This window comes from Pseudomonas sp. Z1-12 (assembly GCF_051132015.1).
GTDB lineage: Bacteria > Pseudomonadota > Gammaproteobacteria > Pseudomonadales > Pseudomonadaceae > Aquipseudomonas > Aquipseudomonas zanjanensis.
In genome coordinates this window covers 4,614,171-4,639,663 of record NZ_CP071647.1, presented here as the reverse complement: position 1 = coordinate 4,639,663, position 25,493 = coordinate 4,614,171, and the positions used below count along the sequence as shown (strand labels likewise).

The 25,493-nt window shown below is 62.6% G+C and carries 19 protein-coding genes and 4 tRNA genes; 20 read left to right on the top strand and 3 right to left on the bottom strand.

Annotated elements, in window-relative coordinates:
* Nucleotides 1-227: 227 nt before the first annotated feature.
* The gene (locus J3P85_RS19995) at nt 228-3,506 is read right to left on the bottom strand and encodes an EAL domain-containing protein (RefSeq protein ID WP_434703157.1); all 3,279 of its coding nucleotides are present in this window, start codon (nt 3,504-3,506) and stop codon (nt 228-230) included.
* Nucleotides 3,507-3,577: 71 nt separating this feature from the next.
* Nucleotides 3,578-4,468, bottom strand: coding sequence for a LysR family transcriptional regulator (locus tag J3P85_RS19990; RefSeq protein ID WP_434703156.1), 891 nt, complete (start codon nt 4,466-4,468; stop codon nt 3,578-3,580).
* A gap of 157 nt (nt 4,469-4,625) precedes the next feature.
* On the opposite strand from J3P85_RS19990, the gene leuC reads away from it, so the two are divergent.
* The 19 genes from leuC to J3P85_RS19895 all read left to right on the top strand — a co-directional run bounded on the left by leuC (nt 4,626) and on the right by J3P85_RS19895 (nt 23,754).
* Nucleotides 4,626-6,044: a 3-isopropylmalate dehydratase large subunit gene (gene leuC / locus J3P85_RS19985; protein ID WP_003203866.1), complete on the top strand. Its 1,419-nt coding sequence runs from the start codon at nt 4,626-4,628 to the stop codon at nt 6,042-6,044.
* Nucleotides 6,045-6,055: 11 nt separating this feature from the next.
* A complete protein-coding gene (gene leuD, locus J3P85_RS19980; protein WP_434703154.1) occupies nt 6,056-6,700 on the top strand; it encodes a 3-isopropylmalate dehydratase small subunit in 645 nt (214 codons plus the stop codon).
* A gap of 158 nt (nt 6,701-6,858) precedes the next feature.
* A complete protein-coding gene (locus tag J3P85_RS19975) occupies nt 6,859-7,623 on the top strand; it encodes a class I SAM-dependent methyltransferase (protein WP_434703153.1) in 765 nt (254 codons plus the stop codon).
* 66 nt (nt 7,624-7,689) lie between these two features.
* Nucleotides 7,690-8,772, top strand: a complete 1,083-nt coding sequence (gene leuB, locus J3P85_RS19970; RefSeq protein WP_063320312.1) for a 3-isopropylmalate dehydrogenase — start codon at nt 7,690-7,692, stop codon at nt 8,770-8,772.
* A 54-nt stretch (nt 8,773-8,826) separates the two neighbouring features.
* Complete coding sequence (gene asd, locus J3P85_RS19965) at nt 8,827-9,939, top strand: aspartate-semialdehyde dehydrogenase (protein WP_434609881.1); 1,113 nt, start codon at nt 8,827-8,829, stop codon at nt 9,937-9,939.
* Between the two features lie 263 nt (nt 9,940-10,202).
* Nucleotides 10,203-11,213 (top strand): aspartate-semialdehyde dehydrogenase, encoded by a 1,011-nt coding sequence (locus J3P85_RS19960; protein ID WP_434703151.1) that lies wholly within the window; start codon nt 10,203-10,205, stop codon nt 11,211-11,213.
* 209 nt (nt 11,214-11,422) lie between these two features.
* On the top strand, nt 11,423-14,020 hold the full coding sequence (locus J3P85_RS19955; protein ID WP_434703149.1) for a FimV/HubP family polar landmark protein: 2,598 nt from the start codon (nt 11,423-11,425) through the stop codon (nt 14,018-14,020).
* A 302-nt stretch (nt 14,021-14,322) separates the two neighbouring features.
* Nucleotides 14,323-15,147, top strand: a complete 825-nt coding sequence (truA, locus tag J3P85_RS19950; RefSeq protein WP_003203852.1) for a tRNA pseudouridine(38-40) synthase TruA — start codon at nt 14,323-14,325, stop codon at nt 15,145-15,147.
* Between the two features lie 63 nt (nt 15,148-15,210).
* The gene (locus J3P85_RS19945) at nt 15,211-15,834 is read left to right on the top strand and encodes a phosphoribosylanthranilate isomerase (protein WP_434703148.1); all 624 of its coding nucleotides are present in this window, start codon (nt 15,211-15,213) and stop codon (nt 15,832-15,834) included.
* Between the two features lie 265 nt (nt 15,835-16,099).
* Nucleotides 16,100-17,020: an acetyl-CoA carboxylase, carboxyltransferase subunit beta gene (accD, locus tag J3P85_RS19940; protein ID WP_003179765.1), complete on the top strand. Its 921-nt coding sequence runs from the start codon at nt 16,100-16,102 to the stop codon at nt 17,018-17,020.
* Nucleotides 17,017-18,324 (top strand): bifunctional tetrahydrofolate synthase/dihydrofolate synthase, encoded by a 1,308-nt coding sequence (gene folC, locus J3P85_RS19935; RefSeq protein ID WP_434703147.1) that lies wholly within the window; start codon nt 17,017-17,019, stop codon nt 18,322-18,324. Before accD ends, folC begins: the two co-directional genes overlap by 4 nt.
* The gene (locus J3P85_RS19930; RefSeq protein WP_434703146.1) at nt 18,308-18,973 is read left to right on the top strand and encodes an SPOR domain-containing protein; all 666 of its coding nucleotides are present in this window, start codon (nt 18,308-18,310) and stop codon (nt 18,971-18,973) included. Before folC ends, J3P85_RS19930 begins: the two co-directional genes overlap by 17 nt.
* Nucleotides 18,974-19,062: 89 nt before the next feature.
* A complete protein-coding gene (locus J3P85_RS19925) occupies nt 19,063-19,623 on the top strand; it encodes a CvpA family protein (protein WP_030142022.1) in 561 nt (186 codons plus the stop codon).
* Between the two features lie 40 nt (nt 19,624-19,663).
* Nucleotides 19,664-21,169 carry an amidophosphoribosyltransferase gene (gene purF, locus J3P85_RS19920; RefSeq protein ID WP_186707444.1) on the top strand — a complete coding sequence of 502 codons (1,506 nt, stop codon included), beginning with the start codon at nt 19,664-19,666 and terminating at the stop codon, nt 21,167-21,169.
* Nucleotides 21,170-21,226: 57 nt separating this feature from the next.
* Nucleotides 21,227-22,438 carry an O-succinylhomoserine sulfhydrylase gene (locus J3P85_RS19915; protein WP_434703143.1) on the top strand — a complete coding sequence of 404 codons (1,212 nt, stop codon included), beginning with the start codon at nt 21,227-21,229 and terminating at the stop codon, nt 22,436-22,438.
* A complete protein-coding gene (locus J3P85_RS19910; RefSeq protein ID WP_186707446.1) occupies nt 22,435-23,208 on the top strand; it encodes an SDR family oxidoreductase in 774 nt (257 codons plus the stop codon). The genes J3P85_RS19915 and J3P85_RS19910 overlap by 4 nt, the downstream gene beginning before the upstream one ends.
* A 169-nt stretch (nt 23,209-23,377) precedes the next feature.
* A tRNA-Val gene (locus J3P85_RS19905) sits at nt 23,378-23,453 on the top strand.
* A gap of 58 nt (nt 23,454-23,511) precedes the next feature.
* Nucleotides 23,512-23,588 (top strand) — tRNA-Asp (locus tag J3P85_RS19900).
* A gap of 89 nt (nt 23,589-23,677) precedes the next feature.
* Nucleotides 23,678-23,754 (top strand) — tRNA-Asp (locus J3P85_RS19895).
* Nucleotides 23,755-23,947: 193 nt separating this feature from the next.
* On the opposite strand, the gene J3P85_RS19890 is transcribed toward J3P85_RS19895, so the two are convergent.
* Nucleotides 23,948-25,231: an NAD(P)/FAD-dependent oxidoreductase gene (locus tag J3P85_RS19890; protein ID WP_434703141.1), complete on the bottom strand. Its 1,284-nt coding sequence runs from the start codon at nt 25,229-25,231 to the stop codon at nt 23,948-23,950.
* Between the two features lie 183 nt (nt 25,232-25,414).
* On the opposite strand from J3P85_RS19890, the gene J3P85_RS19885 reads away from it, so the two are divergent.
* Nucleotides 25,415-25,491: transfer RNA gene (locus J3P85_RS19885), tRNA-Val, on the top strand.
* Nucleotides 25,492-25,493: the final 2 nt, after the last annotated feature.

Here is a 25,493-nt window from a genome sequence, read left to right as displayed (position 1 = left end):
CGCAAATGAAGAAGGGCGCCATATGGCGCCCTTTTTCGTTTATTGGTGGGGGGGTATGGAAGATCAATTGTGGCGAGGGAGCTTGCTCCCGCTGGGCGCGAAGCGACCCTGAAACCAGTCAACTCGGTGCGTCATGCTGGTCTGAGGCGAATCTTCTATTTTTGGGGCCGCTGCGCAGCCCAGCGGGAGCAAGCTCCCTCGCCACAAAAGCTCCCTATTCCGAACACCTACGGCAACAACCGCTCAAACGCCTCCAGCGGCAACGGCCGACTGTGCAGGTAACCCTGGTACAAATGGCAATCGAGCCCTTGCAGGAAGTGCAATTGCTCCAGGGTCTCCACGCCTTCGGCAATCATTACCAGGTTGAGGCTGCGGGCCATGGCGACGATGGCGCGGATGATTTCGGCGTCGTTGGGGTCGCTGGTGGCGTCGCGCACGAATGACTGGTCGATTTTCAGCGTGTCCACCGGCAGGCGCTTGAGGTAGGTCAGCGACGAATAACCGGTGCCAAAGTCATCCATGGCGAAGCTCACCCCCAGTTTCTTGAGTCGGCGCATCTTGGCGATGGTGTCGTCGAGGTTCTGGATCACGATGCCTTCGGTGATCTCCAGTTTCAGCAGCGAGCAAGGCAGGCCGTGGTGGGCCAGACTGTTTTCGATGCGTTCGACGAAGTCACTCTGGCGGAACTGCCGTGGGCTGATGTTCACGCACAGGCTGAATCGCTGCGGGTCGATCTTGCCCTTGGCGATCAGTTGCTTGAAGCCGTCGCAGGCTTCATCAAGGATCCAGGTCCCGACTTCGAGGATCAGGCCGCTGTCTTCCAGCACTTTGATGAATTCATTGGGCGACTGGGCCCCGAGTTCCGGGTGGTGCCAGCGCACCAGGGCTTCGGCGCCGACGATGCGGTTGTCCCGGGCGTCGACCTGAGGCTGGAAATGCAGGCTGAACTCGCCGCGGGCCAGGGCCTGACGCAGATCGGTTTCCATGCGCAGCCGTTCGCTGGCAGCTTTTTGCATGGTGTTGTGGAACATCTGCGAGGTGTTGCGTCCCGAATCCTTGGCGCGGTACAGCGCGATGTCCGCGCGCTTGAGCAAATCGGTGGGCGTGGAACCGTGGTCGGGGATCAGCGCGATGCCGATGCTAGGCGTGACCTGCAGGCGTTGGCCATCGAGGAACATTGGTTCCGAGAGCAGTTCACGCAGGGTGTCGGCCAGGGTCTGCACTTGCTTGCTGACCTGGCTGCGCGAGCCTTCCAGGCCGCTGAGCAAGACCACGAACTCGTCGCCGCCCAGTCGTGCAACGGTGTCTTCCAGGCGCACGCTGGCTTCCAGGCGGGCGGTGATGATTTTAAGCACGGTATCGCCCACCGGGTGACCGAGGGAGTCGTTGATGTGCTTGAAGTGGTCCAGGTCGAGAAACAGCAGGGCACCCCGCAAGTTGTGACGCTTGAGCAGGGCGATCTGCTGGCTCAGGCGGTCCATCAGCAAGGCCCGGTTGGGCAGGTTGGTCAGCGAGTCGTGATAGGCCAGGTGACGGATCTGGGCTTCGGCATTGCGCAGCAGGCTGACGTCCCGGGCGGTCAGCAGCAGGCAGGCGGTTTCATTGAGGGTGATGGGCTCGACCGAGACCTCTACCGTAAGGATTTCCCCCCGTTTATTGCGCCCGAGCATTTCCTGGTGGACTACACGACCCTTGAGTTGCAGTTCGGCCAGCAGGGCGGCGCGCTGTTTTTCTTCGGCCCAGATGCCCACTTCGTAGACCGTACGCCCGATCACTTCGTCGGCGCGGTAGCCGGTCAGCCGGCAGAAGCCGTCGTTGACTTCCAGGTAGCGACCGCTTTCGAGCTCGGTGATGGTGATGGCGTCGGGGCTGGAATGAAACGCCTTGGCGAATTTTTCCTCGCTGGCCTTGAGGGCGGCTTCGGAGCGTTGCTGCTGCGTGATGTCGCGCAAGGTCGTGACGATGCACGGCTGGTTGCCAACGTTGATTTGCCGGCTGGAAATCACGCAGGTCAGCGGCTGGCCGTTCTTATGGTGAACGACGATGGCGACATTGTTCAGCGATTGTTCGCGGATCACCCGTTCGATGCGTTGCAGGCTGCTGCCCGAGGCATCCCAGAGGCCAATCTGGTCGGCACTGAGGCCGATCACGTCGCGGGTGGTCCAGCCAAAAGTCTGGGTGAAGCTGGAGTTGATCTCGAGGAACCGACCACTGTCCTGGTGGGTGACGCAGATCGGGTCGGGACTGACCTGGAACAGCGTGGCGAATTTCTCTTCCGAAGCGGCCAGGCTCTGTTCGCGTTCCACCTGGTCGGTGATGTCCAGCAAGGTCCCGGCCATGCGCAAGGGGCTGCCGTCGTCGTTGCGGTGGAGACGGGCGCGGCTTTCCAGGTAGCGCGAGCTGCCGTCCGGCAGTTGTACGCGGTAGGTCAGCTGGTAATTGCCCGCCGGGCCTTCCCGCAGGCTGCGATAGGCGTTGCGCATGTTGTTGCGTTCCTCGGTGGGGACCCCCTCGAAAAACGCATCGAACGATTCGTGGAACGGCTTGGGTTCCAGGCCATGGAGCTGCGCGGCCCGGGCCGAGCCGTAGAGCATGCCGCTGGGAATGTGCCAGTCCCAGGTGCCCAGTTGCGCCGAGTCGAGGGCCAGGTCCAGGCGTTCCTGGCTGTCCTTGAGTGCCTGCTCGGCGAGTTTGCGCTCGGTGGTGTCGAGGAACGTGCTCAGCAGGTACGGCTGGCCTTCGAGTTCGACTTTCTGCGCACTGAGAATGCCGTTATGGATCTGACCGTTGCTGGCCCGGAACTCCACCTCCATGCTGATCAGTTCACCCTTGGCCTTGGTCGCCTCCACCAGTTTCGCCCGCTGCTTGGGGTCAACCCACAAGCCCAGCTCCAGCGTGGTGCGGCCGATCACGTCATGCACCGGCCAACCGAACAGGCTTTCGAAATACTGGTTGGCCTCGCTGATCAGGCCGTCTTCCTGGCGGGTCAGCAGGACCATGTTCGGGCACAGATGAAAGAGCGTGGCGAAGCGTTTTTCCGAGCTGCGCAGCGCCTGTTCCCGCTCGCGCTGATGGGTGATTTCGCGAATCACCCCGATCATGCGCGGACGACCGTGTTTGTCGGGCAGCACACTGCCACTGATCTCCAGCCAGTGCAGGCTGCCGTCGGGCCAGACGATGCGATGGTGCATCGCCTGTTCCAGCGGCGCCCCGGCCACTGCCGCATGAAAGGCGCGCACGGCCCTGGCCCGGTCTTCGGGCAACAGCAGGTCGAGGTAGTCCACGTCGGCTGGCAACGGCTGGCGCGGATCGAAGCCGAACAGCGCCTGGGTGCCACGGGACCAACTGATCCGTCCGCTCTCGATGTCCCACGACCAGGCGCCCAGCCGCGCGCCGTTCAGGGCGGCCAGCAACTGTGGCGCGCTGTCCCAGCTTTGCTCGGACCGTTTCGGGTCGAGCGCCTGGATGCGCGGCAGGGGCGGGAGATGGTCAGCGGGTTTGGGCATTTTTCTAGCGAGCCTTGAGCGGGTGTGGGCATTAAGCACAAGCATTCAAGGCCCTACAGGCGTGGCACAACCTATGCCTTTTTCCTTGGCAAATCGATTTGTGCGTCCAGTAAGGCCATGAAAGCCCGTGCGGCGTTCGATAGCGTCCGTTCGGTGTGCAAGATATAGCCTAGCTGGCGACTGAGCTGTATGCCCGGTAAAGGAATGCGTGCCACCTGTTCATCGAGCATGGTGCGCGGCAGGACGCTCCAGGCCAGGCCGATGGAGACCATCATCTTTATGGTTTCCAGATAATTCGTGCTCATGGCGATGTTCGGCGTCAGGCCCTGGGCCTCGAACAGCCGTTGAACGATGTGATGGGTAAAGGTGTTGCCCCCGGGGAACACCGCCGGATGCAAGGCGATGTCCGCCAGGCTCACCGCGTCTTTCTCCAGCAAGGCATGCTCCGGGGCGACCACGAAATCCAACGGGTCGTCCCATACCGGCGTGGCCCGTACCAGTGTGTGGGGTTCGGGGGCGAGGGTGATGACGGCCAGTTCCGCCCGGCCATGGAGGATTTCTTCGTAGGCCACTTCCGAATCCAGGAACTGGATATCCAGCGCCACCTGGGGATAGCGACGGGTGAACTCCCTCAATAAAGGCGGCAGGCGATGCAGGCCGATGTGGTGGCTGGTGGCGAGGGTCAGGCGCCCGGTCACTTCGCCGGTCAGGTTGGTCAGGGCGCGGCGGGTGTCGTCGAGCACGTTGAGGATCTGATAAGCGCGTGGCAACAGGGCTCGGCCGGCCTCGGTCAGGCCCACCTCACGGCCCAGGCGGTCGAACAGGCGCACCTTGAGCTGCTGCTCAAGACCGGCAATGCGCTTGCTGATGGCCGGCTGGGTCAGGTGCAGGCGTTCGCCGGCGCCGGAGAAACTGCCCGTCTCGGCGATGGCAATAAAAGCATTGAGGTTGGCGAGGTCCATGGCGGTTCCGGTCAGATTCCAGTTGGTTATGCAAAGCATGAAAAATATGAATTTGAGTTATTTAATGTAACCCCATAGGATCAGCCTCACAAGCCAAGGGGTTATTGATTCGTTCAAGGCCCGGGGCATAGAAACAAGCTGATGAGGAAACCGTCTGATGGCCGGCAAAACGCTCTACGACAAGCTCTGGGATTCGCATTTGGTCAAGCAGCGCGACGATGGCTCGGCGCTGATCTACATCGACCGTCACATCATTCACGAAGTGACGTCGCCGCAGGCCTTCGAAGGCCTGCGCCTGGCCGGGCGCAAGCCGTGGCGCATCGATGCCAACATCGCGACCCCGGACCACAACGTACCGACCACGCCGGAGCGCAAGGGCGGCATCGAAGCCATTGCCGACCAGGTCTCGCGCCTGCAAGTCCAGACCCTCGACGATAACTGTGACGAATACGGCATCGTCGAATTCAAGATGAACGATGTGCGCCAGGGCATCGTCCACGTCATCGGCCCGGAGCAGGGCGCGACCTTGCCCGGCATGACCGTGGTCTGCGGCGACTCGCACACCTCGACCCACGGTGCTTTCGGCGCCCTGGCCCATGGCATCGGCACGTCCGAGGTGGAGCATGTGCTCGCCACCCAGTGCCTGGTCGCCAAGAAAATGAAAAACATGCTGGTGCGCGTCGAAGGCAAGTTGCCGTTCGGGGTGACCGCCAAGGACATCGTCCTGGCCGTGATCGGCAAGATCGGCACCGCCGGCGGTAACGGCCATGCCATCGAGTTCGCCGGCAGCGCGATCCGCGATTTGTCCGTCGAAGGCCGCATGACCATCTGCAACATGTCCATCGAGGCCGGCGCCCGCGTCGGCCTGGTGGCCGCCGATGAAAAAACCGTGGAATACGTCAAGGGCCGTCCGTTCTCGCCAAAAGGCGCGGAATGGGACATGGCGGTCGAGGCCTGGAAAGACCTGGTCTCCGATGCCGATGCCAAGTTCGACACGGTGGTCGAGCTCGACGCGACGCAGATCAAGCCGCAAGTGAGCTGGGGCACTTCGCCGGAGATGGTTTTGGCCGTGGACCAGAACGTACCGGATCCGGCCAAGGAAATGGACCTGGTCAAGCGCGATTCCATTGTCCGCGCCTTGAAATACATGGGCTTGAGCGCCAACCAGGCGATCACCGACATTCAGCTCGACCGCGTGTTCATCGGTTCCTGCACCAACTCGCGGATTGAAGACCTGCGCGCCGCCGCGGTGATCGCCAAGGGCCGCAAGGTGGCCTCGACCATCAAGCAGGCCATTGTGGTGCCGGGCTCGGGCCTGGTGAAAGCCCAGGCCGAAGCGGAAGGGCTGGACAAGATTTTCCTCGAAGCCGGTTTCGAGTGGCGTGAGCCAGGGTGCTCGATGTGCCTGGCGATGAACCCCGATCGCCTGGAGTCGGGCGAGCATTGCGCCTCCACCTCCAACCGTAACTTCGAAGGCCGTCAAGGCGCCGGTGGCCGTACGCACCTGGTGAGCCCGGCCATGGCCGCCGCGGCCGCCGTCAACGGCCGTTTCGTCGACGTCCGCGAATTGATCTGAAGGAGCGCAGCATGAAAGCTTTTACCCAGCACACCGGTCTTGTCGCGCCTTTGGATCGTGCCAACGTCGACACCGACCAGATCATTCCCAAGCAGTTCTTGAAGTCCATCAAGCGCACTGGCTTCGGCCCGAACCTGTTCGACGAATGGCGCTACCTGGATGTCGGCCAGCCGTACCAGGACAACTCCAAGCGGCCGCTGAACAAGGATTTCGTGCTCAACGCCGAGCGCTACCAGGGCGCCAGCGTGTTGCTGGCCCGGGAGAACTTCGGCTGCGGTTCGAGCCGCGAGCACGCGCCATGGGCCCTGGAAGAATACGGTTTCCGCAGCATCATCGCGCCGAGCTACGCCGACATCTTCTTCAACAACAGCTTCAAGAACGGCTTGCTGCCGATCATCCTCAGCGATGCTGACGTGGATGAACTGTTCCAGCAGGTCGAAGCCAACCCCGGCTATCAATTGCAGATCGACTTGGCCGCCCAGACCGTGACCCGTCCCGACGGCAAGGTGCTGGGTTTCGAGATCGATGCGTTCCGCAAGCATTGCCTGCTCAGCGGCCTGGATGACATCGGCCTGACCTTGCAGGACGGCGAGGCGATTGCCGCGTTCGAGGCCAAGCATCGGGCGAGCCAGCCCTGGTTGTTTCGCGATGCTTGATTGACCTGAGATTGATGTCGTCAGTGCAGGCCCCTTCGCGAGCAAGCTCGCTCCCACAGATATTTTGTGAACACCGCAAATCCCCTGTGGGAGCGAGCTTGCTCGCGAAGGCGGCAGTACCGACACCACAAGGCTATACCCCAAAAAGGAAGCTATCCATGACCAGCACCGCCCACAGCCAAGTCGTCCAAAAGCAATTCGGTGAACAGGCCTCGGCCTACCTGAGCAGTGCCGTGCACGCCCAGGGTGCTGAATTCGCGCTGCTACAGGCTGCGTTGGCCGGGCGTGGCGATGCCCGTGTGCTGGACCTGGGATGCGGCGCTGGCCATGTGAGTTTCCATGTGGCGCCACTGGCTGGTGAAGTGGTGGCTTATGATTTGTCCCAGCAGATGCTTGACGTGGTCGCCACGGCGGCTGCCGAGCGTGGCCTGGGCAATATCAGCACGGTTCGTGGCGCCGCCGAGCGCCTGCCGTTCGCCGACGCTGAGTTCGACTTCGTGTTCAGCCGTTATTCGGCGCATCATTGGAGCGACCTCGGCCTGGCGCTGCGGAAAGTACGGCGGGTGCTCAAGCCGGGCGGGGTGATGGCGTTCATCGACATCCTGTCGCCGGGCATGCCGTTGCTGGACACGTACCTGCAAAGCATCGAAGTGCTGCGCGACACCAGCCATGTGCGCGATTATTCGGCCGACGAATGGTTGCGCCAGGTCAGTGAAGCGGGGCTGCACACCCGCAGCACCTCGCGCCAGCGCCTGCGCCTGGAGTACCGCTCCTGGGTCGAGCGCATGCGCACGCCCGAGGTGATGCGTGCGGCGATTCTGCAGCTGCAGCGTTCGATGGGCGACGAAGTGCGTGAATATTTTGAGATTGAGGCCGATGGTTCGTTCAGTACAGATGTACTGGTGCTGTGGGCCGAGCGATAGCATTTTTCCCGGCCCGGCCTTGGGTACGAAGCCCGGGCCCGTGTCGACAGAGCAAACGAGGAAAGCATGAGCAAACAGATTCTGATTCTCCCAGGTGACGGCATCGGCCCGGAAATCATGGCCGAAGCGGTCAAGGTCCTGGAGTTGGCGAACGACAAGTACGGCCTGGGCTTCGAGCTCAGCCACGACGTGATCGGTGGCGCGGCCATCGACAAGCACGGCGTGCCGCTGGCCGATGAAACCCTGGACCGTGCCCGTGCTGCCGATGCGGTGCTGCTGGGCGCCGTGGGCGGCCCGAAATGGGACAAGATCGAGCGCGACATCCGCCCCGAGCGCGGCCTGCTGAAGATTCGTGCGCAACTGGGCCTGTTCGGCAACCTGCGTCCGGCGATCCTTTACCCGCAACTGGCCGATGCGTCGAGCCTGAAGCCGGAAATCGTCTCCGGCCTGGACATCCTCATCGTCCGCGAGCTGACCGGCGGTATCTACTTCGGCGCCCCACGTGGCACCCGTGAGCTGGAAAACGGCGAGCGCCAGGCCTACGACACCCTGCCATACAGCGAAAGCGAAATCCGCCGTATCGCCCGGGTCGGCTTCGACATGGCCCGCGTGCGTGGCAAGAAGCTGTGCTCGGTGGACAAGGCCAACGTCCTGGCCTCCAGCCAACTGTGGCGTGAAGTGGTCGAGCAGGTGGCCAAGGATTACCCGGACATCGAGCTGAGCCACATGTACGTCGACAACGCCGCCATGCAACTGGTCCGCGCGCCGAAGCAGTTCGACGTGATCGTTACCGACAACATGTTCGGCGACATCCTGTCCGACGAAGCGTCGATGCTCACCGGTTCCATCGGCATGCTGCCGTCGGCATCCCTGGACGCCAACAACAAGGGCATGTACGAGCCGTGCCACGGTTCGGCGCCGGACATCGCCGGGCAGGGCATTGCCAACCCGCTGGCGACCATCCTGTCGGTGTCGATGATGCTGCGCTACAGCTTCAACTTGAACGATGCCGCCGACGCGATCGAAAAAGCCGTCAGCGTGGTCCTGGACCAAGGCTTGCGCACCGGTGATATCTGGTCGCAAGGTTGTACCAAAGTCGGTACGCAGCAAATGGGCGATGCAGTAGTCGCCGCGCTGCGGAATCTGTAATCTTTCGGGCCCACCGCTTCGACGGTGGCCCACTTTTGTATAGGTGTAGTTGCGATGAAACGTGTAGGTCTGATCGGTTGGCGCGGCATGGTCGGTTCCGTGCTCATGCAGCGAATGCTGGAAGAGCAGGATTTCGATCTCATTGAGCCGGTGTTCTTCACCACTTCCAACGTCGGTGGCCAGGGCCCGTCCGTGGGCAAGGACACCGGTGTGCTCAAGGATGCCTATAGCATCGACGAGCTCAAGACCCTCGACGTGATCCTGACCTGCCAGGGCGGCGACTACACCAGCGAAGTCTTCCCCAAGCTGCGTGAAGCCGGCTGGCAGGGCTACTGGATCGACGCCGCTTCCAGCCTGCGCATGCAGGACGACGCGGTGATCATCCTCGACCCGGTCAACCGCAAGGTCATCGACCAGCAGCTGGATGCCGGCACCAAGAACTACATCGGCGGCAACTGCACCGTCAGCCTGATGCTGATGGGCCTGGGTGGCCTGTTCGAAGCCGGTCTGGTGGAGTGGATGAGCGCCATGACCTACCAGGCGGCTTCCGGTGGCGGTGCGCAGCACATGCGTGAGCTGATCAAGCAAATGGGCGTGACCCACGGCGCGGTGGCCGATGAACTGGCGAACCCGGCCAGCGCCATCCTCGACATCGACCGCAAGGTCGCCGAAGCGATGCGCAGCGATGCCTACCCGACCGAGAACTTCGGCGTGCCGCTGGCCGGCAGCCTGATTCCTTGGATCGACAAGGAACTGCCTAACGGTCAGAGCCGTGAAGAATGGAAGGCCCAGGCCGAAACCAACAAGATCCTGGGTCGCTTCAAGAGCCCGATCCCGGTGGACGGCATCTGCGTGCGCATCGGCGCCATGCGTTGCCACAGCCAGGCGCTGACCATCAAGCTGAACAAAGACGTGCCGATCGCCGACATCGAAGGCCTGATCAGCCAGCACAACCCTTGGGTCAAGCTGGTGCCGAACAATCGCGAGACCAGCATGCAGGAGCTGAGCCCGACCAAGGTCACCGGCACCCTGAATGTACCGGTGGGCCGTCTGCGCAAACTGAACATGGGTTCGCAATTCGTCGGTGCCTTCACCGTCGGTGACCAACTGCTGTGGGGCGCGGCCGAACCGCTGCGCCGCATGCTGCGGATCCTGCTCGAGCGTTGATCGATTGTCGCTGTGAAAGAACCCGTGCCTTGTGAGAGGCGCGGGTTTTTTATTGGAAGAGCCGCTTGATGAATGTGGTGCCAGGGGCGGCCTCATCGCGAGCAAGCTCGCTCCCACAAATCTTGCGGCCACTGAAGATCCCATGTGGGAGCGAGCTCGCTCGCGATGGGGCCAACCCAGGCACCGCAAATCCCCCTGCCAATTGCCTGCATAACGGCCACCCGGTAAAGTGCCGCTCCCCACGTTTTACCTGAGGTAGACCCATGAGCCAGTCCTTTGATATTGCCGTGATCGGCGCCACCGGTACTGTCGGCGAAACCCTTGTCCAGATTCTCGAAGAGCGGGACTTCCCGGTCGGCAACCTGCACCTGCTGGCCAGCAGCGAATCGGCAGGCAGCTCGGTGATGTTTCGCAATAAAAACGTGCGGGTACGCGAGGTCGACGAATTCGATTTCAGCAAAGTCCAACTGGTGTTCTTCGCCGCCGGCCCGGCGGTGACCCTGAGTTTCGCCCCGCGAGCCACAGCGGCCGGCTGTGCACTGATCGATTTGTCCGGCGCGTTGCCGCCCGAGCAGGCGCCGCAGATCGTGCCGGAAGCCAACGCCCAGGTCCTGGCTGGCCTGGGCAAGCCGCTGCAGGTCAGCAGCCCCAGCGCATCGGCGACGGCCTTGGCGGTGGTGCTCGCGCCGCTGCGCGAATGCCTGGATCTGCAGCGCATCAGCCTGACCGCCAGCCTCGCGGTATCGGCCCAGGGCCGCGTGGCCGTGAGCGAGCTGGCGCGCCAGACCGCCGAGCTGCTCAACGCTCGTCCGCTGGAGCCAACGTTCTTTGACCGGCAAATGGCGTTCAATCTGTTGGCCCAGGTCGGCGCGCCGGACGAGCAGGGCCATACGTCGCTGGAAAAGCGCCTGGTCCGTGAGTTGCGCCAGGTGCTGAATCAACCTTTGTTAAAGATTTCCGTCACTTGCATTCAAGCCCCAGTGTTTTTTGGCGATAGCTTTAGCGTGAGCGTGCAGTCTGCCAATGCCATCGACCTGGCCAAGGTCAACGCGGCCTTGGAAGCGGCGCCCGGTATCGAGCTGGTGGAGGCGGGCGATTACCCGACCGCGGTGGGTGATGCAGTGGGGCAGGATGTGGTCTACGTTGGTCGGGTACGCGGTGGGATCGACGATCCGGCTGAACTAAATATGTGGCTGACGTCAGATAACGTGCGCAAGGGTGCGGCGCTCAATGCCGTGCAGGTGGCTGAGTTGTTGATAAAAGAGTTGCTGTAAAAGATACTTGGCGTCAATTTGTCGAATGATTCTAGCTGGGCGCTATGCTTGGTCGGAATGCTGAAGGCGAACATCCCTCTGGGGGACTTCCCGGGGCATGAGTGAAATGATCGCGCGCACCGTCGCTTCGGGGCTGCGCGCAATGCCTTACGGCAGCGGCATCAATACCTTCTCGCTGGCCGAGGAATGTTCAAACAAAGGAAGAGGCTATGGTTCAAGTTCGCAAACTGGTGTTAGCAATAGCGGCCGCCTCGGCGCTGTCCTCCGGTATGGCGCAAGCGCTCGGGCTCGGGGAATTGACCCTCAAGTCGCCGCCGAACCAGCCCCTGGTCGCCGAAATCGAACTGCTCGATGTCCAGCAACTGACTGCCGCCGAAGTGGTGCCGAGCCTGGCTCCACCCGAAGAATTCGCCAAGGCGGGCATCGATCGCCAAGCCTTTCTCAGCGACCTGAGCTTCACCCCGGTGATCAACGCCAACGGCAAGAGTGTCCTGCGGGTCACGTCCAGCCGGCCATTATCCGAACCGATGGTCAAGTTCCTGGTGCAAGTGATGTGGCCCAACGGCCGCCTGTTGCGCGACTACAGCGTACTGCTCGATCCATCCAAATTCTCGCCACAAGCCGCCGATGCCGCCCGGGCGAAACCGCCCCAGGTCGTGTCCACGCCGGTCACCGGGGCCACCAAGCCTTCCCAGTACACCACCACGCCGCGCGATACCCTGTGGGAAATCGCCGCGAAGGTGCGCAACGGTGGGTCGGTCCAGCAAACCATGCTGGCAATCCAGGCGTTGAACCCGAACGCGTTCATCAACGGCAACATCAACCTGCTCAAGACCGGCCAGGTGTTGCGCCTGCCTGACCCGGTACAAAGCACAGCGCTGCCGCAACCCCAGGCCATCGCCGAAGTGGCGGCGCAGAACGCCGCCTGGCGCTCGGGACGGCGTGGCGTGGCGGGTGCCGGCAAGCAGCAGTTGGACGCCACCAAGCGTGGCCGTGGTGAAGGCGCACCGGCCCAGGCGGCCGGTCGCGACAACTTGAGCCTGGTGTCGGCCGATGCGGCGAAGGCGGGCGGCAAGGGCGCTGCCGGCGATGCCCAGGCGCTTTCCAACAAGCTGGCGGTTACCCAGGAAAGCCTCGATTCGGCGCGCCGGGATAACGAAGAACTGAAAAGCCGCATGGCGGATCTGCAGAGCCAACTGGACAAACTGCAGCGCCTGATCGAGCTGAAGAACAATCAACTGGCGAAGATGCAGGCCGAAGGCGCCGCCATTCCTCCGGCTGGCGAGGCGCCCGCTGGCGAGGCGCCTCCGGCGATGTCCGCCGAGTTGACCCCTGCGCCAGCGCCACAGGCCCCGGCAGCTGCACCCACGCCGGCCCCGGAAGCGACCCCGCCTGCCACGGCGGTCGAGCCGACGCCTGCCGCGTCCAACGAGCAAAAATACAACGACCTCCTGACCAATCCGATCCTGTTGGGTTTGATCGGCGGCGGCGCGTTGCTCCTGCTGTTGCTGCTGTTGTTGCTCGCCCGTCGCCGCAAAGCCCAACAGGAAGCGGAAAAACACTTGCGCATGGCCCGGGCCCTTGAGGAGGAGGCTGACTTCTCCCCGGAGCTCGATCTGCCCCCGAGCAGCTTCGAGGGCATTGATGTTCCACCGCCTAGCGTAAAACTCGAGCCAAAACCCGCGCCGGCTCCTGCACCAGTGCCCAAGCCGGCCCCGGTGGTCGCGCCCGTGGTGGTCACGCCGCCTATCGCCGCGCCTTTGGTGGCGCCGGCCGCCGAGCGCTCCGACGACGTACTGCCCCAGGCCCAGTCCCATATCGACCGCGGCCGCTTGAACCAGGCCGCCGACCTGCTTGAGCAGGGCATCAAGGCCGAGCCCCAGCGCAGCGACCTGCGCCTGAAGTTGATGGAAGTCTATGGCCAGCAGGGCGACCGCGACGCCTTTGTCGCCCAGGAACGCCAATTGGTGGCCAATGGCGACAACTTCGCCCAGGTCGAACAGCTGAAAAGCCGTTTCCCGGCCATGGTGGTCGCGACCGCCGCTGGCCTGGCCGCTGCGGCCGTTGCGGCAGAACTGGACGCGCAGTACGTCAAGGACTTGCTGGAAGACAAATCGCCGACCGATGAGGAGCTGGACAGCGCCTTCGACCTGAGCCTGGATGACCTGGAGACCGCCCCGGTCGCGCCAGCACCGGAGCCTGTCGCCGAACTGGACGCGTTCCCGGAAGACGACGACCTGAGCTTCGAATCGGTGCTCAAGCAGCAGACCGAGGCCAACGAAAGCCTGGACGACTTGTCGGAATTCGACCTGGACCTGGGCGCCGATGCGCCGACCCCGATCCCTGCGCTCGACGATGAAGACTTCCTGCTGGACCTGGACGACGACCTCAAGGGCCTGGATGTGCCTGCGCCTGAAACGCCGGCCTTGGCCGATACGCCAGCCGACGATCTTGAGCTGCCGGCGGATTTCGATCTGTCCCTGTCGGACGAAATGGATGCGCACGATGCGCCCAAGGATGCCTTCGAGTCCGAGTTGGACGACGTCAACGCCGAGCTGGATCGCCTGTCCGACAGCCTGGGCCAGCCGACATTCACCGCCGAAGATGCCCTGGTTGGCGCTGAAGACGAACCGGACTTCGACTTCCTCAGCGGCACCGATGAGGTGGCGACCAAGCTCGATCTGGCCCAGGCCTACATCGACATGGGCGACAACGACGGCGCCCGCGACATCCTCGGCGAAGTCCTCAGCGAAGGCGACGCCACCCAGAAGAGCGAAGCGCAGGAGATGTTGTCGCGCCTCGCTTGAGTCAGTGGTTATACAAGAACGGCAGCCGGTGAGGCTGCCGTTTTTGTTTGCAGCGGGATTTATAGTGTCTGGGCTGGCCTCATCGCGAGCAAGCTCGCTCCCACAGGGTTCTCGGGTGCCCAGAGGTTCAGCACTCACCGCAGATCCTTGTGGGAGCGAGCTTGCTCGCGATGGCGCCAGTCGATCCAACCCAGAACCACCGGTTGCACTGGCATCCCGCCCAGCCGGCCTTATAATGCCCGCCTTTGCGTACCTCAGCAGGCTGTAATTCATTGGCAAACATAGACAACCCGGCCGCCGAAATGGCGGCCGACGGCTTTTTCCGGATCGCCTTGGGCGTTGAATACAAAGGCTCGCGCTACCGTGGCTGGCAGCGCCAGGCGTCCGGTGTATTGACGGTGCAGGAAACCCTCGAAAACGCACTGTCCAAAGTCGCCGATTCGCCCGTGTCGCTGCATTGCGCTGGCCGTACCGATGCCGGTGTGCATGCCTGTGGCCAGGTGGTGCATTTCGACACCCAGGTCGAGCGCTCGATGAAGGCCTGGGTCATGGGCGCCAACATCAACTTGCCCCACGACGTCAGCGTCAGTTGGGCCAAGGTGATGCCGGCGCATTTTCACGCGCGCTTCAAGGCCATCGCCCGGCGTTACCGCTACGTGATCTACAACGATCAGATCCGCCCGGCGCACCTGAACGAAGAAATCACCTGGAACCACCGCCCGCTGGATGTCGAGCGCATGGCCGAGGCCGCGCAGTACCTGGTCGGCGTCCACGACTTCAGCGCCTTCCGTGCCGGCCAGTGCCAGGCCAAGTCGCCGATCAAGGAGTTGCATCACCTGCGGGTGACCCGTCACGGCAAGATGATCGTGCTCGACATCCGCGCCAGTGCCTTCCTGCATCACATGGTGCGCAACATTGCCGGCGTGCTGATGACCATTGGTGCCGGCGAGCGGCCGGTGGAATGGATCAAGGAAGTGCTCGACAGTCGCATTCGCCGTTCCGGTGGCGTCACGGCGCACCCGTTTGGCTTGTACCTGGTGCAGGTCGAATATCGCGATGAATTCGAGCTGCCAGAGCGTTACATCGGGCCACATTTCCTCACGGGCTTCTCGGAACTTGACGGCTGACGCCCTCCGCAGCATTTGTTACCATCCGGGACTTTCAAGGATTTGCCCGAGGTTTTAGCCACCATGCCGGTCGTTCGCAGCAAGATTTGCGGGATCACTCGCGTCGAGGACGCGTTGGCGGCGGTCGAGGCCGGGGCCGATGCCATCGGGCTGGTGTTCTACGCCAAGAGCCCGCGGGCGGTGACGGTGCAGCAGGCGCGGGCGATCATCCAGGCCCTGCCACCGTTCGTGACCCCGGTAGGGTTGTTCGTCAATGCCAGTCGTTGCGAGCTGGGTGAGATCCTCGATGCGGTGCCGCTGGGCCTGTTGCAGTTCCATGGCGATGAAACCCCGGCCGATTGCGAAGGCTGGCATCGCCCGTACATCAAGGCGTTGCGGGTCAAGGCCGGTGACGACATCGCCGCCGCTTGCGAAGCCTTTGCCAGTGCCAGCGGCATCTTGCTGGACACCTATGTGGAAGGCGTGCCTGGCGGTACTGGCGAAGCATTTGATTGGTCGCTGGTGCCACAAGGGCTGGGCAAGCCGATCATCCTGGCCGGTGGCTTGACGGCGGAAAACGTCGCCTCGGCCATTCGCCAGGTTCGTCCGTATGCGGTGGATGTGAGCGGCGGGGTGGAGCAGGGCAAGGGCATCAAGGATCCGGCAAAGATTCGTGCATTCCTGGCTGCTGTTCGCAACAGCCAGTAGTCAATGTGACGGCTGGCAGACTGCCGCCGTCCATACCTGCACTGTACAAAGCAGGCAGGCACCGCCTTCGGGTGGGCCGATAGCGTAGGGGCAACCGCGGTGCAGCGGTTGCCGGGATGGCTGAGGAGGTTGGGCTGTACGCAGGTCATGTTTCGCGCTGACCGTGGTGGCCGTTCGATCCTCGCCGCACAATGAATTTAGCTCAAGGGCATACGCGGGGCCGCGAACCAGAGCGTTCGGGCCGCCGGTACTGGAGAAAGAAAGCATGAGCAACTGGTTGGTAGACAAACTGATCCCTTCGATCATGCGTTCCGAGGTGAAGAAAAGCTCGGTGCCTGAAGGTCTGTGGCACAAATGTCCATCCTGCGAGGCGGTGCTGTACCGTCCCGAGCTGGAAAAGACCCTGGACGTTTGCCCCAAGTGCAATCACCACATGCGCATCGGCGCGCGTGCCCGTATCGATATCTTCCTGGACGCAGAAGGCCGCGTGGAGCTGGGCGCCGACCTGGAGCCGGTGGATCGCCTGAAATTCCGCGACGGCAAGAAGTACAAGGATCGCCTGACCGCAGCCCAGAAGCAGACCGGTGAAAAAGACGCCCTGGTGTCCATGAGTGGCACCTTGCTGGGCATGCCGGTGGTGGTCTCGGCTTTCGAATTCTCCTTCATGGGCGGTTCCATGGGCGCCATCGTCGGCGAGCGTTTCGTTCGCGCCGCCAACCATGCCCTGGAAAACCGTTGCCCGATGATCTGCTTCGCCGCTTCCGGCGGTGCGCGGATGCAGGAAGCACTGATCTCCCTGATGCAAATGGCCAAGACCTCTGCGGTGCTGGCGCGTCTGCGTGAAGAAGGTATTCCGTTCATCTCTGTGCTGACCGACCCTGTCTACGGTGGTGTTTCCGCCAGTCTGGCAATGCTGGGCGACGTGATCGTCGGCGAGCCGAAAGCCCTGATCGGTTTTGCCGGGCCGCGTGTGATCGAGCAGACCGTGCGCGAAAAACTGCCGGAAGGCTTCCAGCGCAGTGAATTCCTGTTGGAGCACGGCGCCATTGACATGATCATCCATCGTCAGGAGCTGCGTCCGCGCCTGGGCAACCTGCTGGCGCAACTGATGGGGCTGCCGACGCCGAAGTTCGTCGCCGCACCGATCGAGCCGATCGTCGTTCCACCAGTGCCTGCCGGGCTATGACCCAACGCACCCTGGGCGACTGGCTTGCCTACCTCGAGCAGTTGCATCCAACAGCCATCGACATGGGGCTGGAGCGCTCGCGAACGGTAGCGTCCCGCATGGGACTGGCCAAGCCGGCGCCCCGGGTGATCACCGTCACCGGCACCAATGGCAAAGGTTCGACCTGCGCCTTCGTGGCCTCGCTGCTGCGGGCCCAGGGGCTGAGCGTCGGTGTCTACAGCTCGCCGCATCTGCTGCGCTACAACGAGCGGGTGCAGGTGAACGGCGTCGAAGCCACGGACGCCCAGCTGTGCGAAGCCTTTGCCGCTGTGGAAGCCGGGCGAGGCGATACAACCCTGACTTATTTCGAGATGGGCACCCTGGCGGCGTTCTGGTTGTTTGCTCGTGCCGGTCTCGATGCGGTGGTGCTGGAAGTCGGCCTGGGCGGGCGCCTGGACACGGTCAACCTGGTGGACGCCGACATCGCACTGGTCACCAGCATTGGCGTGGACCATGCCGATTACCTGGGCGATACCCGCGAATCCGTAGCCTTCGAGAAGGCCGGCATCTTTCGCCAGGGGGCGCCTGCACTCTGTGGCGATCTCAATCCTCCCCAGCCATTGCTGGACAAGGTCCGCGAGCTCAGTTGCCCGTTCTTTTTGCGTGGGCGGGATTTCGACCTGGCGATGACCGAGCAGCATTGGCAATGGCGGGGCACTGACTCGCGCGGCAATCCGGTGGAGTTGCGTGATCTGCCACTGCTGGATTTGCCGATGGAAAACGCCGCGCTGGCGCTCCAGGCCTACCTGTTGCTCGGCTTGCCCTGGGAAGCCGGGCAAATTGTCCAGGCGTTGCAGGCGACCCGTGTGGTCGGGCGCCTTGATCGCCGTCAGTTCGATTGGCAAGGCAAGCGCCTGAACCTGTTGCTGGACGTCGGCCATAACCCCCATGCGGCGCAGTACCTGGCCGAGCGCCTGGCACGACGGCCCGTGGCAGGGCGGCGCCTGGCGGTGTTCGGACTGCTGTCCGACAAGGATCTGGATGGCGTTGTCGAGGCGTTGAATGCTAGTGTCCAGCACTGGGCGGTGACGCCGCTGGATTCGCCGCGCACGCGTACGGCCGCTGAGTTGCACGGCGCTTTGCAGCGTCACGGCGCTCCAGTGCAAGCCTACGCCAGCGTGGCCGCCGCCCTGGAAGGGCAGTGTGCCCTGGCGACAGCCGATGATGAAATCCTGCTGTTCGGATCATTTTTTTGTGTTGCCGAGGCCCTTCAATGGTTGGTCCGGCGCTCCACGGAGGAAGCTGCAGATGGCATTGCTGGATAAGGCGTACAAGCAGCGCATGGTCGGGGCCCTGGTGTTGGTGGCCCTGGCGGTGATTTTCCTGCCGATGCTGTTTTCCCGTCAGGACGAGCAGCGCCAGGTCACGGTCGACGCGCCAGCCGCGCCCCAGGCGCCTTCGGTGCCGCCCGTGCAGATCGAGCCCGTGGTCGTGCCTGAGCCCCAGGCGTTGCCTCAAGAGCCTGTGCCAAGCGACGAGGAGCTGGCTGAGCAACCCGTTGTGCCTTCCACGCCGATTGCACCTGCCACGCCGGCTCCCGCCGCGCCGAGCAAGCCAGCTGTCGCACCCGTGCCTGTTCCGGCGACGCCGGCGGTCAAGCCGGCCCCGAGCCAGCCGATCACCGCTGCTCCGACCAAGCCGGACACAACCCAGAGCCGTGTGGATGCCAATGGCCTGTCGGTCAGCTGGTCGGTGCAACTGGCCAGCCTGACCAGTCGTGAAAGTGCCGAGAACCTGCAGAAAACCTTGCGCAGCCAGGGCTACAACGCCTACATCCGTTCCGCCGATGGCAAGAACCGGGTGTTTGTCGGTCCGCTGATCGAGCGCGCCGAGGCCGACCGCCTGCGCGACCTGCTCAGCCGCCAGCAGAACCTCAAGGGTTTCGTGGTGCGCTTCCAGCCAGAGCGCGGCTGACAGCGTTTTAGCTGATTTGAATCACGCAGCTTACCGACAGCCCTGCGCTCTGCTAAAATGCGCCGCCTTATCCGTCTGTAGGCTGCACCGTGCCATTTACCTGGGTTGACTGGGCGATCGTTGCGATCGTCGCCATCTCCGCATTGATCAGTCTGAGCCGCGGCTTCGTCAAGGAAGCCCTCTCGCTGCTGACCTGGATCATCGCGGGAGTCGTCGCCTGGATGTTTGGTGGTTCGCTGTCCCAGTACCTCGCCGGATACATCGAAACTCCCTCGGCTCGCGTGATCGCGGGCTGTGCCATCTTGTTTATCGCCACCTTGCTGGTGGGCGCAATGATCAATTATCTGATCGGCGAACTGATTCGCGTCACCGGGCTTTCCGGGACGGACCGGTTCCTGGGCATGGCCTTCGGCGCGGCGCGTGGCGCGTTGCTGGTGGTCGTGGCCGTCGGGCTCTTGAGCCTGGGGCCGGTACAGCAGGATACGTGGTGGCAGGAGTCCCGGCTCGTGCCACAATTTCTATTGGTCGCAGACTGGTCCAAAAACCTGATCCTGGGTTGGAGCAGTCAGTGGCTTGCCAGCGGTATCAGCGTACCCGCTGAAATACCGTTCAAGGAACACCTCTTGCCGACGGCCAAAACGCCGCAGTAAGTGTGTTCAGTTCAGATCCATTAAGTAGGGGTTGCGTCGCATGTGTGGCATCGTCGGTATCGTCGGTAAGTCGAACGTCAATCAGGCGCTGTATGACGCGCTAACCGTGCTCCAGCACCGCGGCCAGGACGCTGCCGGTATCGTGACCAGCCATGACGGCCGGTTATTCCTGCGCAAGGACAACGGCCTGGTGCGTGACGTGTTCCACCAGCGTCACATGCAGCGCCTGGTCGGCCACATGGGTATCGGTCACGTGCGCTACCCCACCGCGGGCAGCTCGACGTCGGCTGAAGCCCAGCCGTTCTACGTCAACTCGCCTTACGGCATCACCCTGGCGCACAACGGCAACCTGACCAACGTCGAGCAACTGGCCAAGGAGATCTACGAGTCTGACTTGCGCCACGTCAACACCAGTTCCGACTCGGAAGTGATGCTCAACGTGTTCGCCCATGAGCTGGCCCAGCGCGGCAAGCTGCAGCCGACCGAAGAAGACGTGTTCGCCGCCGTGACCGACGTGCACAACCGTTGCGTGGGCGGCTACGCGGTCGTGGCGATGATCACCGGCTACGGCATCGTCGGTTTCCGCGATCCCCACGGCATCCGTCCGATCGTGTTCGGCCAGCGTCACACCGACGAAGGCGTCGAGTACATGATCGCCTCGGAAAGCGTGTCCCTGGACGTGCTGGGTTTCACCCTGATCCGCGACCTGGCCCCGGGCGAAGCGGTCTACATCACTGAAGATGGCAAGCTGCACACCCGTCAGTGCGCGACCAACCCGTCCCTGACCCCGTGCATCTTCGAACACGTCTACCTGGCGCGCCCGGACTCGATCATCGACGGTATCTCGGTCTACAAGGCGCGCCTGCGCATGGGCGAGAAGCTGGCTGACAAGATCCTGCGCGAGCGTCCGGAACACGACATCGACGTGGTCATCCCGATCCCGGACACCAGCCGCACCGCGGCCTTGGAACTGGCGAACCACCTGGGCGTCAAGTTCCGCGAAGGTTTTGTGAAGAACCGCTATATCGGCCGGACCTTCATCATGCCGGGCCAGGCCGCACGGAAAAAATCCGTACGCCAGAAGCTCAACGCCATCGAACTGGAATTCCGCGGCAAGAACGTGATGCTGGTGGATGACTCCATCGTCCGTGGCACCACCTGCAAGCAGATCATCCAGATGGCCCGTGAAGCCGGCGCCAAGAATGTGTATTTCTGCTCTGCGGCCCCGGCCGTGCGCTACCCGAACGTCTACGGCATCGACATGCCGAGTGCCCACGAGCTGATCGCGCATAACCGCACGACCCAGGACGTGGCCGACCTGATCGGTGCCGACTGGCTGATCTACCAGGATCTGCCGGACCTGATCGAAGCGGTAGGCGGCGGCAAGATCAAGATCGAGCAGTTCGATTGCGCGGTATTCGACGGCAAGTACGTCACCGGCGACATCGACGAGGTCTACCTGAACAGGATCGAGAACGCGCGTAACGATGCGTCCAAGGCCAAGACCCAGGCGGTCAGTGCGATCATCGATCTGTACAACAACTGAGTCACCAACCGGCCCCGAGGGGCCGGTTTGCGTTTAACCGATTACAGGAGTGGCAGCATGAGTCAGGATTGGGATGCCGGTCGACTGGACAGCGACCTTGAAGGCGTAGCGTTCGATACCCTGGCGGTTCGCGCGGGTCAGCACCGTACACCGGAAGCCGAACATGGCGACCCGATGTTCTTTACCTCCAGCTACGTGTTCCGCACCGCCGCCGACGCCGCGGCGCGGTTTGCCGGCGAGGTGCCGGGCAACGTCTACTCGCGCTACACCAACCCGACCGTGCGTGCATTCGAAGAACGCATCGCCGCGTTGGAAGGCGCCGAGCAAGCCGTGGCGACCGCCACCGGCATGGCCGCGATCATGGCCGTGGTGATGAGCCTGTGCAGTGCCGGCGATCATGTGCTGGTATCGCGCAGCGTCTTCGGTTCGACCATCAGCCTGTTCGAAAAGTACTTCAAGCGTTTCGGCGTGGAAGTCGACTACGTACCCCTGGCGGACCTGTCCGCTTGGGATGCTGCCATCAAGGCCAATACCAAGCTGCTTTTCGTCGAGTCGCCTTCCAACCCCCTGGCCGAACTGGTGGATATCGCCGCACTCGCAGAAATCGCCCACGCCAAGGGCGCCATGCTGGTGGTCGATAACTGCTTCTGCACCCCGGCGCTGCAGCAACCGCTGAAGCTCGGCGCGGACGTGGTGGTGCATTCGGCAACCAAGTTCATCGACGGCCAGGGCCGTTGCATGGGTGGCGTGGTGGCCGGTCGTGGCGAGCAGATGAAAGAAGTGGTGGGTTTCCTGCGCACCGCTGGGCCGACCCTCAGCCCGTTCAACGCCTGGATTTTCCTCAAGGGCCTGGAAACCCTCGGCCTGCGCATGAAAGCCCATTGCGCCAACGCCCAGGCCCTGGCCGAGTGGCTGGAGCAGCAGGACGGCATCGAGAAAGTGCACTACGCCGGCCTCAAGAGCCATCCGCAACATGACCTGGCCCTGCGTCAGCAACGCGGTTTCGGCGCGGTGGTGAGCTTCGAGGTCAAGGGGGGCAAGGAGGGCGCCTGGCGCTTCATCGACGCGACCCGGTTGATTTCCATCACCGCCAACCTGGGCGACAGCAAGACCACGATTACCCACCCGAGCACCACGTCCCACGGTCGCCTGTCGCCCCAGGAACGTGAATCGGCGGGTATTCGTGACAGCCTGATCCGCGTTGCGGTCGGTCTGGAAGACGTGGCGGACCTGCAAGACGACCTGGCCCGCGGGTTGGCGGCCTTGTGATCGAGCTGGCTACGCCGCCGAGCGGCACTCATGGCCGGGTTGCACTGGTTACGGGCGCCGCACGGGGCATTGGCCTGGGCATTGCCGCCTGGCTTATTTGTGAAGGCTGGCAGGTGGTGCTGACCGATCTGGATCGCGAGCGCGGGTCCAAGGTGGCGAAGAGCCTGGGTGACAATGCCTGGTTCATCGCCATGGACGTGGCGGATGAAGGGCAGGTTGCCACCGGTATCGCCGAGGTGCTTGGACAGTTCGGGCGGCTGGACGCGCTGGTGTGCAACGCGGCCATCGCCGATCCGCACAACATCACCTTGGAAAGCCTGGACCTGGCTTACTGGAATCGGGTCCTGGCGGTGAACCTGGGTGGGCCGATGCTGCTGGCCAAGCACTGCGCGCCGTATCTGCGCGCCCACAACGGCGCCATCGTCAATCTGGCCTCGACCCGCGCTGCGCAATCGGAACCCGACACCGAGGCCTATGCGGCGAGCAAGGGCGGCCTGCTGGCCCTGACTCATGCCCTGGCAATCAGCCTTGGGCCGGAGATCCGGGTCAACGCTGTCAGCCCCGGCTGGATCGATGCACGGGATCCGTCCCAACGTCGCGCGCAACCCCTGACCGACGCCGATCACGCCCAGCATCCGGCGGGCAGGGTAGGGACGGTAGAGGACGTGGCGGCCATGGTGGCGTGGCTGTTGTCGCGCAATGCCGGTTTTGTCACGGGGCAGGAGTTCGTGGTGGATGGCGGCATGACCAAGAAAATGATTTATGAGTGAGGGGCAACTGCAAGCGGCAAGCTTTAAGCTGCAAGCAGCGTGGTGCGGGTCCGGTGCTTTTACTTGTAGCTTGGCGCTTGCCGCTTGAAACTGTTTTTGAAAAAAATCCAACGCTGCTATTGACTTAGCTTCGGTACCTGCGTAAATTTCGCGGCCTCAACGAAGCAAAGGGTGATTAGCTCAGCTGGGAGAGCGTCTGCCTTACAAGCAGAATGTCGGCGGTTCGATCCCGTCATCACCCACCATGTTTTACGAGAGTTTTGCGAAAGCAAGACGGAAGCTGTCAAAAGCCTCCACCGACGCGCAGCGGTAGTTCAGTCGGTTAGAATACCGGCCTGTCACGCCGGGGGTCGCGGGTTCGAGTCCCGTCCGCTGCGCCATATTTTCCGAAGCAGGTTCGCCTGGTTCGAGATCCAGACCCAAGGGTTTTGATCAGACGAGTTAACTGGACGCAAGTCCATAGCGATACGCAGCGGTAGTTCAGTCGGTTAGAATACCGGCCTGTCACGCCGGGGGTCGCGGGTTCGAGTCCCGTCCGCTGCGCCATATCTGCTTCGAGGCCCACTGAACGCCTTGAAGCTAGGAAGAAAGCTGCAAAGCTCCTTCTAGTCGATAGCAAAGACCCTGGTCGAAAGACCGGGGTTTTTTGTTTTCGGCGTACTGCGATCTATGTGTTGGATTCTGTGGCGAGGGAGCTTGCTCCCGCTGGGCTGCGTAGCAGCCCTTGTTGTAGGTGGCCTCAGAACCCCAATTTATCCCGCAACCCGTAATACCAAGCCCCCATCGCCGCAAACGGCGTACGCAACAACTGGCCGCCAGGGAAAGGGTAGTGGGGCAGGTCCGCAAACGCATCAAAACGCTCAGCCTGCCCACGCAGCGCCTCGGCCAGGACCTTGCCCGCCAAGTGCGTATACGTCACGCCATGACCGCTGCAACCCTGGGAATAATAAATGTTATCCCCCAGCCGCCCGACCTGCGGAAGACGCGACAGCGTCAGCAGGAAATTGCCGGTCCAGGCGTAATCGATCTTCACATCCTTGAGTTGCGGGAACGCCTTGAGCATCTTCGGCCGAATGATCGCCTCAATGTTCGCCGGATCCCTCGCGCCATATACCACGCCGCCGCCGAAGATCAGACGCTTGTCGCCTGTCAGTCGGTAGTAGTCGAGCAAGTAGTTGCAGTCTTCAACGCAATAATCCTGCGGCAACAGGCTACGAGCCAACTCTTCTCCCAGCGGCTCGGTGGCGATCACCTGAGTACCGCAAGGCATCGACTTGGCCGCCAACTCCGGCACCAGATTGCCCAAATAAGCGTTACCGGCCACGATAATGAACTTGGCCCTCACCTTGCCCTGCGGCGTATGCACAACCGGGCTGGCGCCACGCTCGATGCGCACCGCGGGCGATTGCTCATAAATCACCCCGCCCAGCGACTCCACCGCCGCCGCTTCGCCCAGCGCCAGGTTGAGCGGATGAATATGCCCGCCGCTCATATCGAGCATGCCTCCCACATACTCATCGCAAGCCACCACCTCGCGAATGCGCCGCTGGTCCAGCAGTTCCAGCTGGGTATGACCGAAACGCTCCCATAAACGCTTCTGCGACTCCAGATGGCCCATTTGTTTAGCAGTGAGGGCGGCGAATACACCGCCGTCCTTCAAATCACACTGAATCTGATACTTCGCCACCCGCTCGCGAATGATCCGCCCACCCTCGAACGCCATGTTGCCCAGCAACTGCGCCTGCTGAGGACCGACGCTGCGCTCGATCACGTCAATGTCGCGGCTATAACTATTAACGATCTGCCCACCGTTGCGACCCGAAGCCCCAAAGCCGACCTTGGCCGCCTCAAGCACGGTGACCTTGAAACCGTTCTCCAGCAAAAACAGCGCAGAAGACAACCCCGTATACCCCGCACCGATCACGCACACATCGGTTTCGACATCGTCCTGCAGGGCAGGGCGCGACGGCGCCGGGTTGGCCGATGCGGCGTAATAGGACGCTGGGTAGGTTGTGTTCGTCATTCTGGAACCTCTGTTTTATATTTTTTACGAATGCGACGATCCTACCCGAGATAAAAATCGGCCGCCAGCCACCCCCGATTCTTCGTTGCGACGGCGAAATTAAATATTTTGCATATTCATAGGGTTAGGTGAAAAAAAGGTGTTGACACCCCTCCGGAATTCCGTAGAATGCCGCCTCACAGCAGGCACGTAGCTCAGTTGGTTAGAGCACCACCTTGACATGGTGGGGGTCGTTGGTTCGAGTCCAATCGCGCCTACCAAA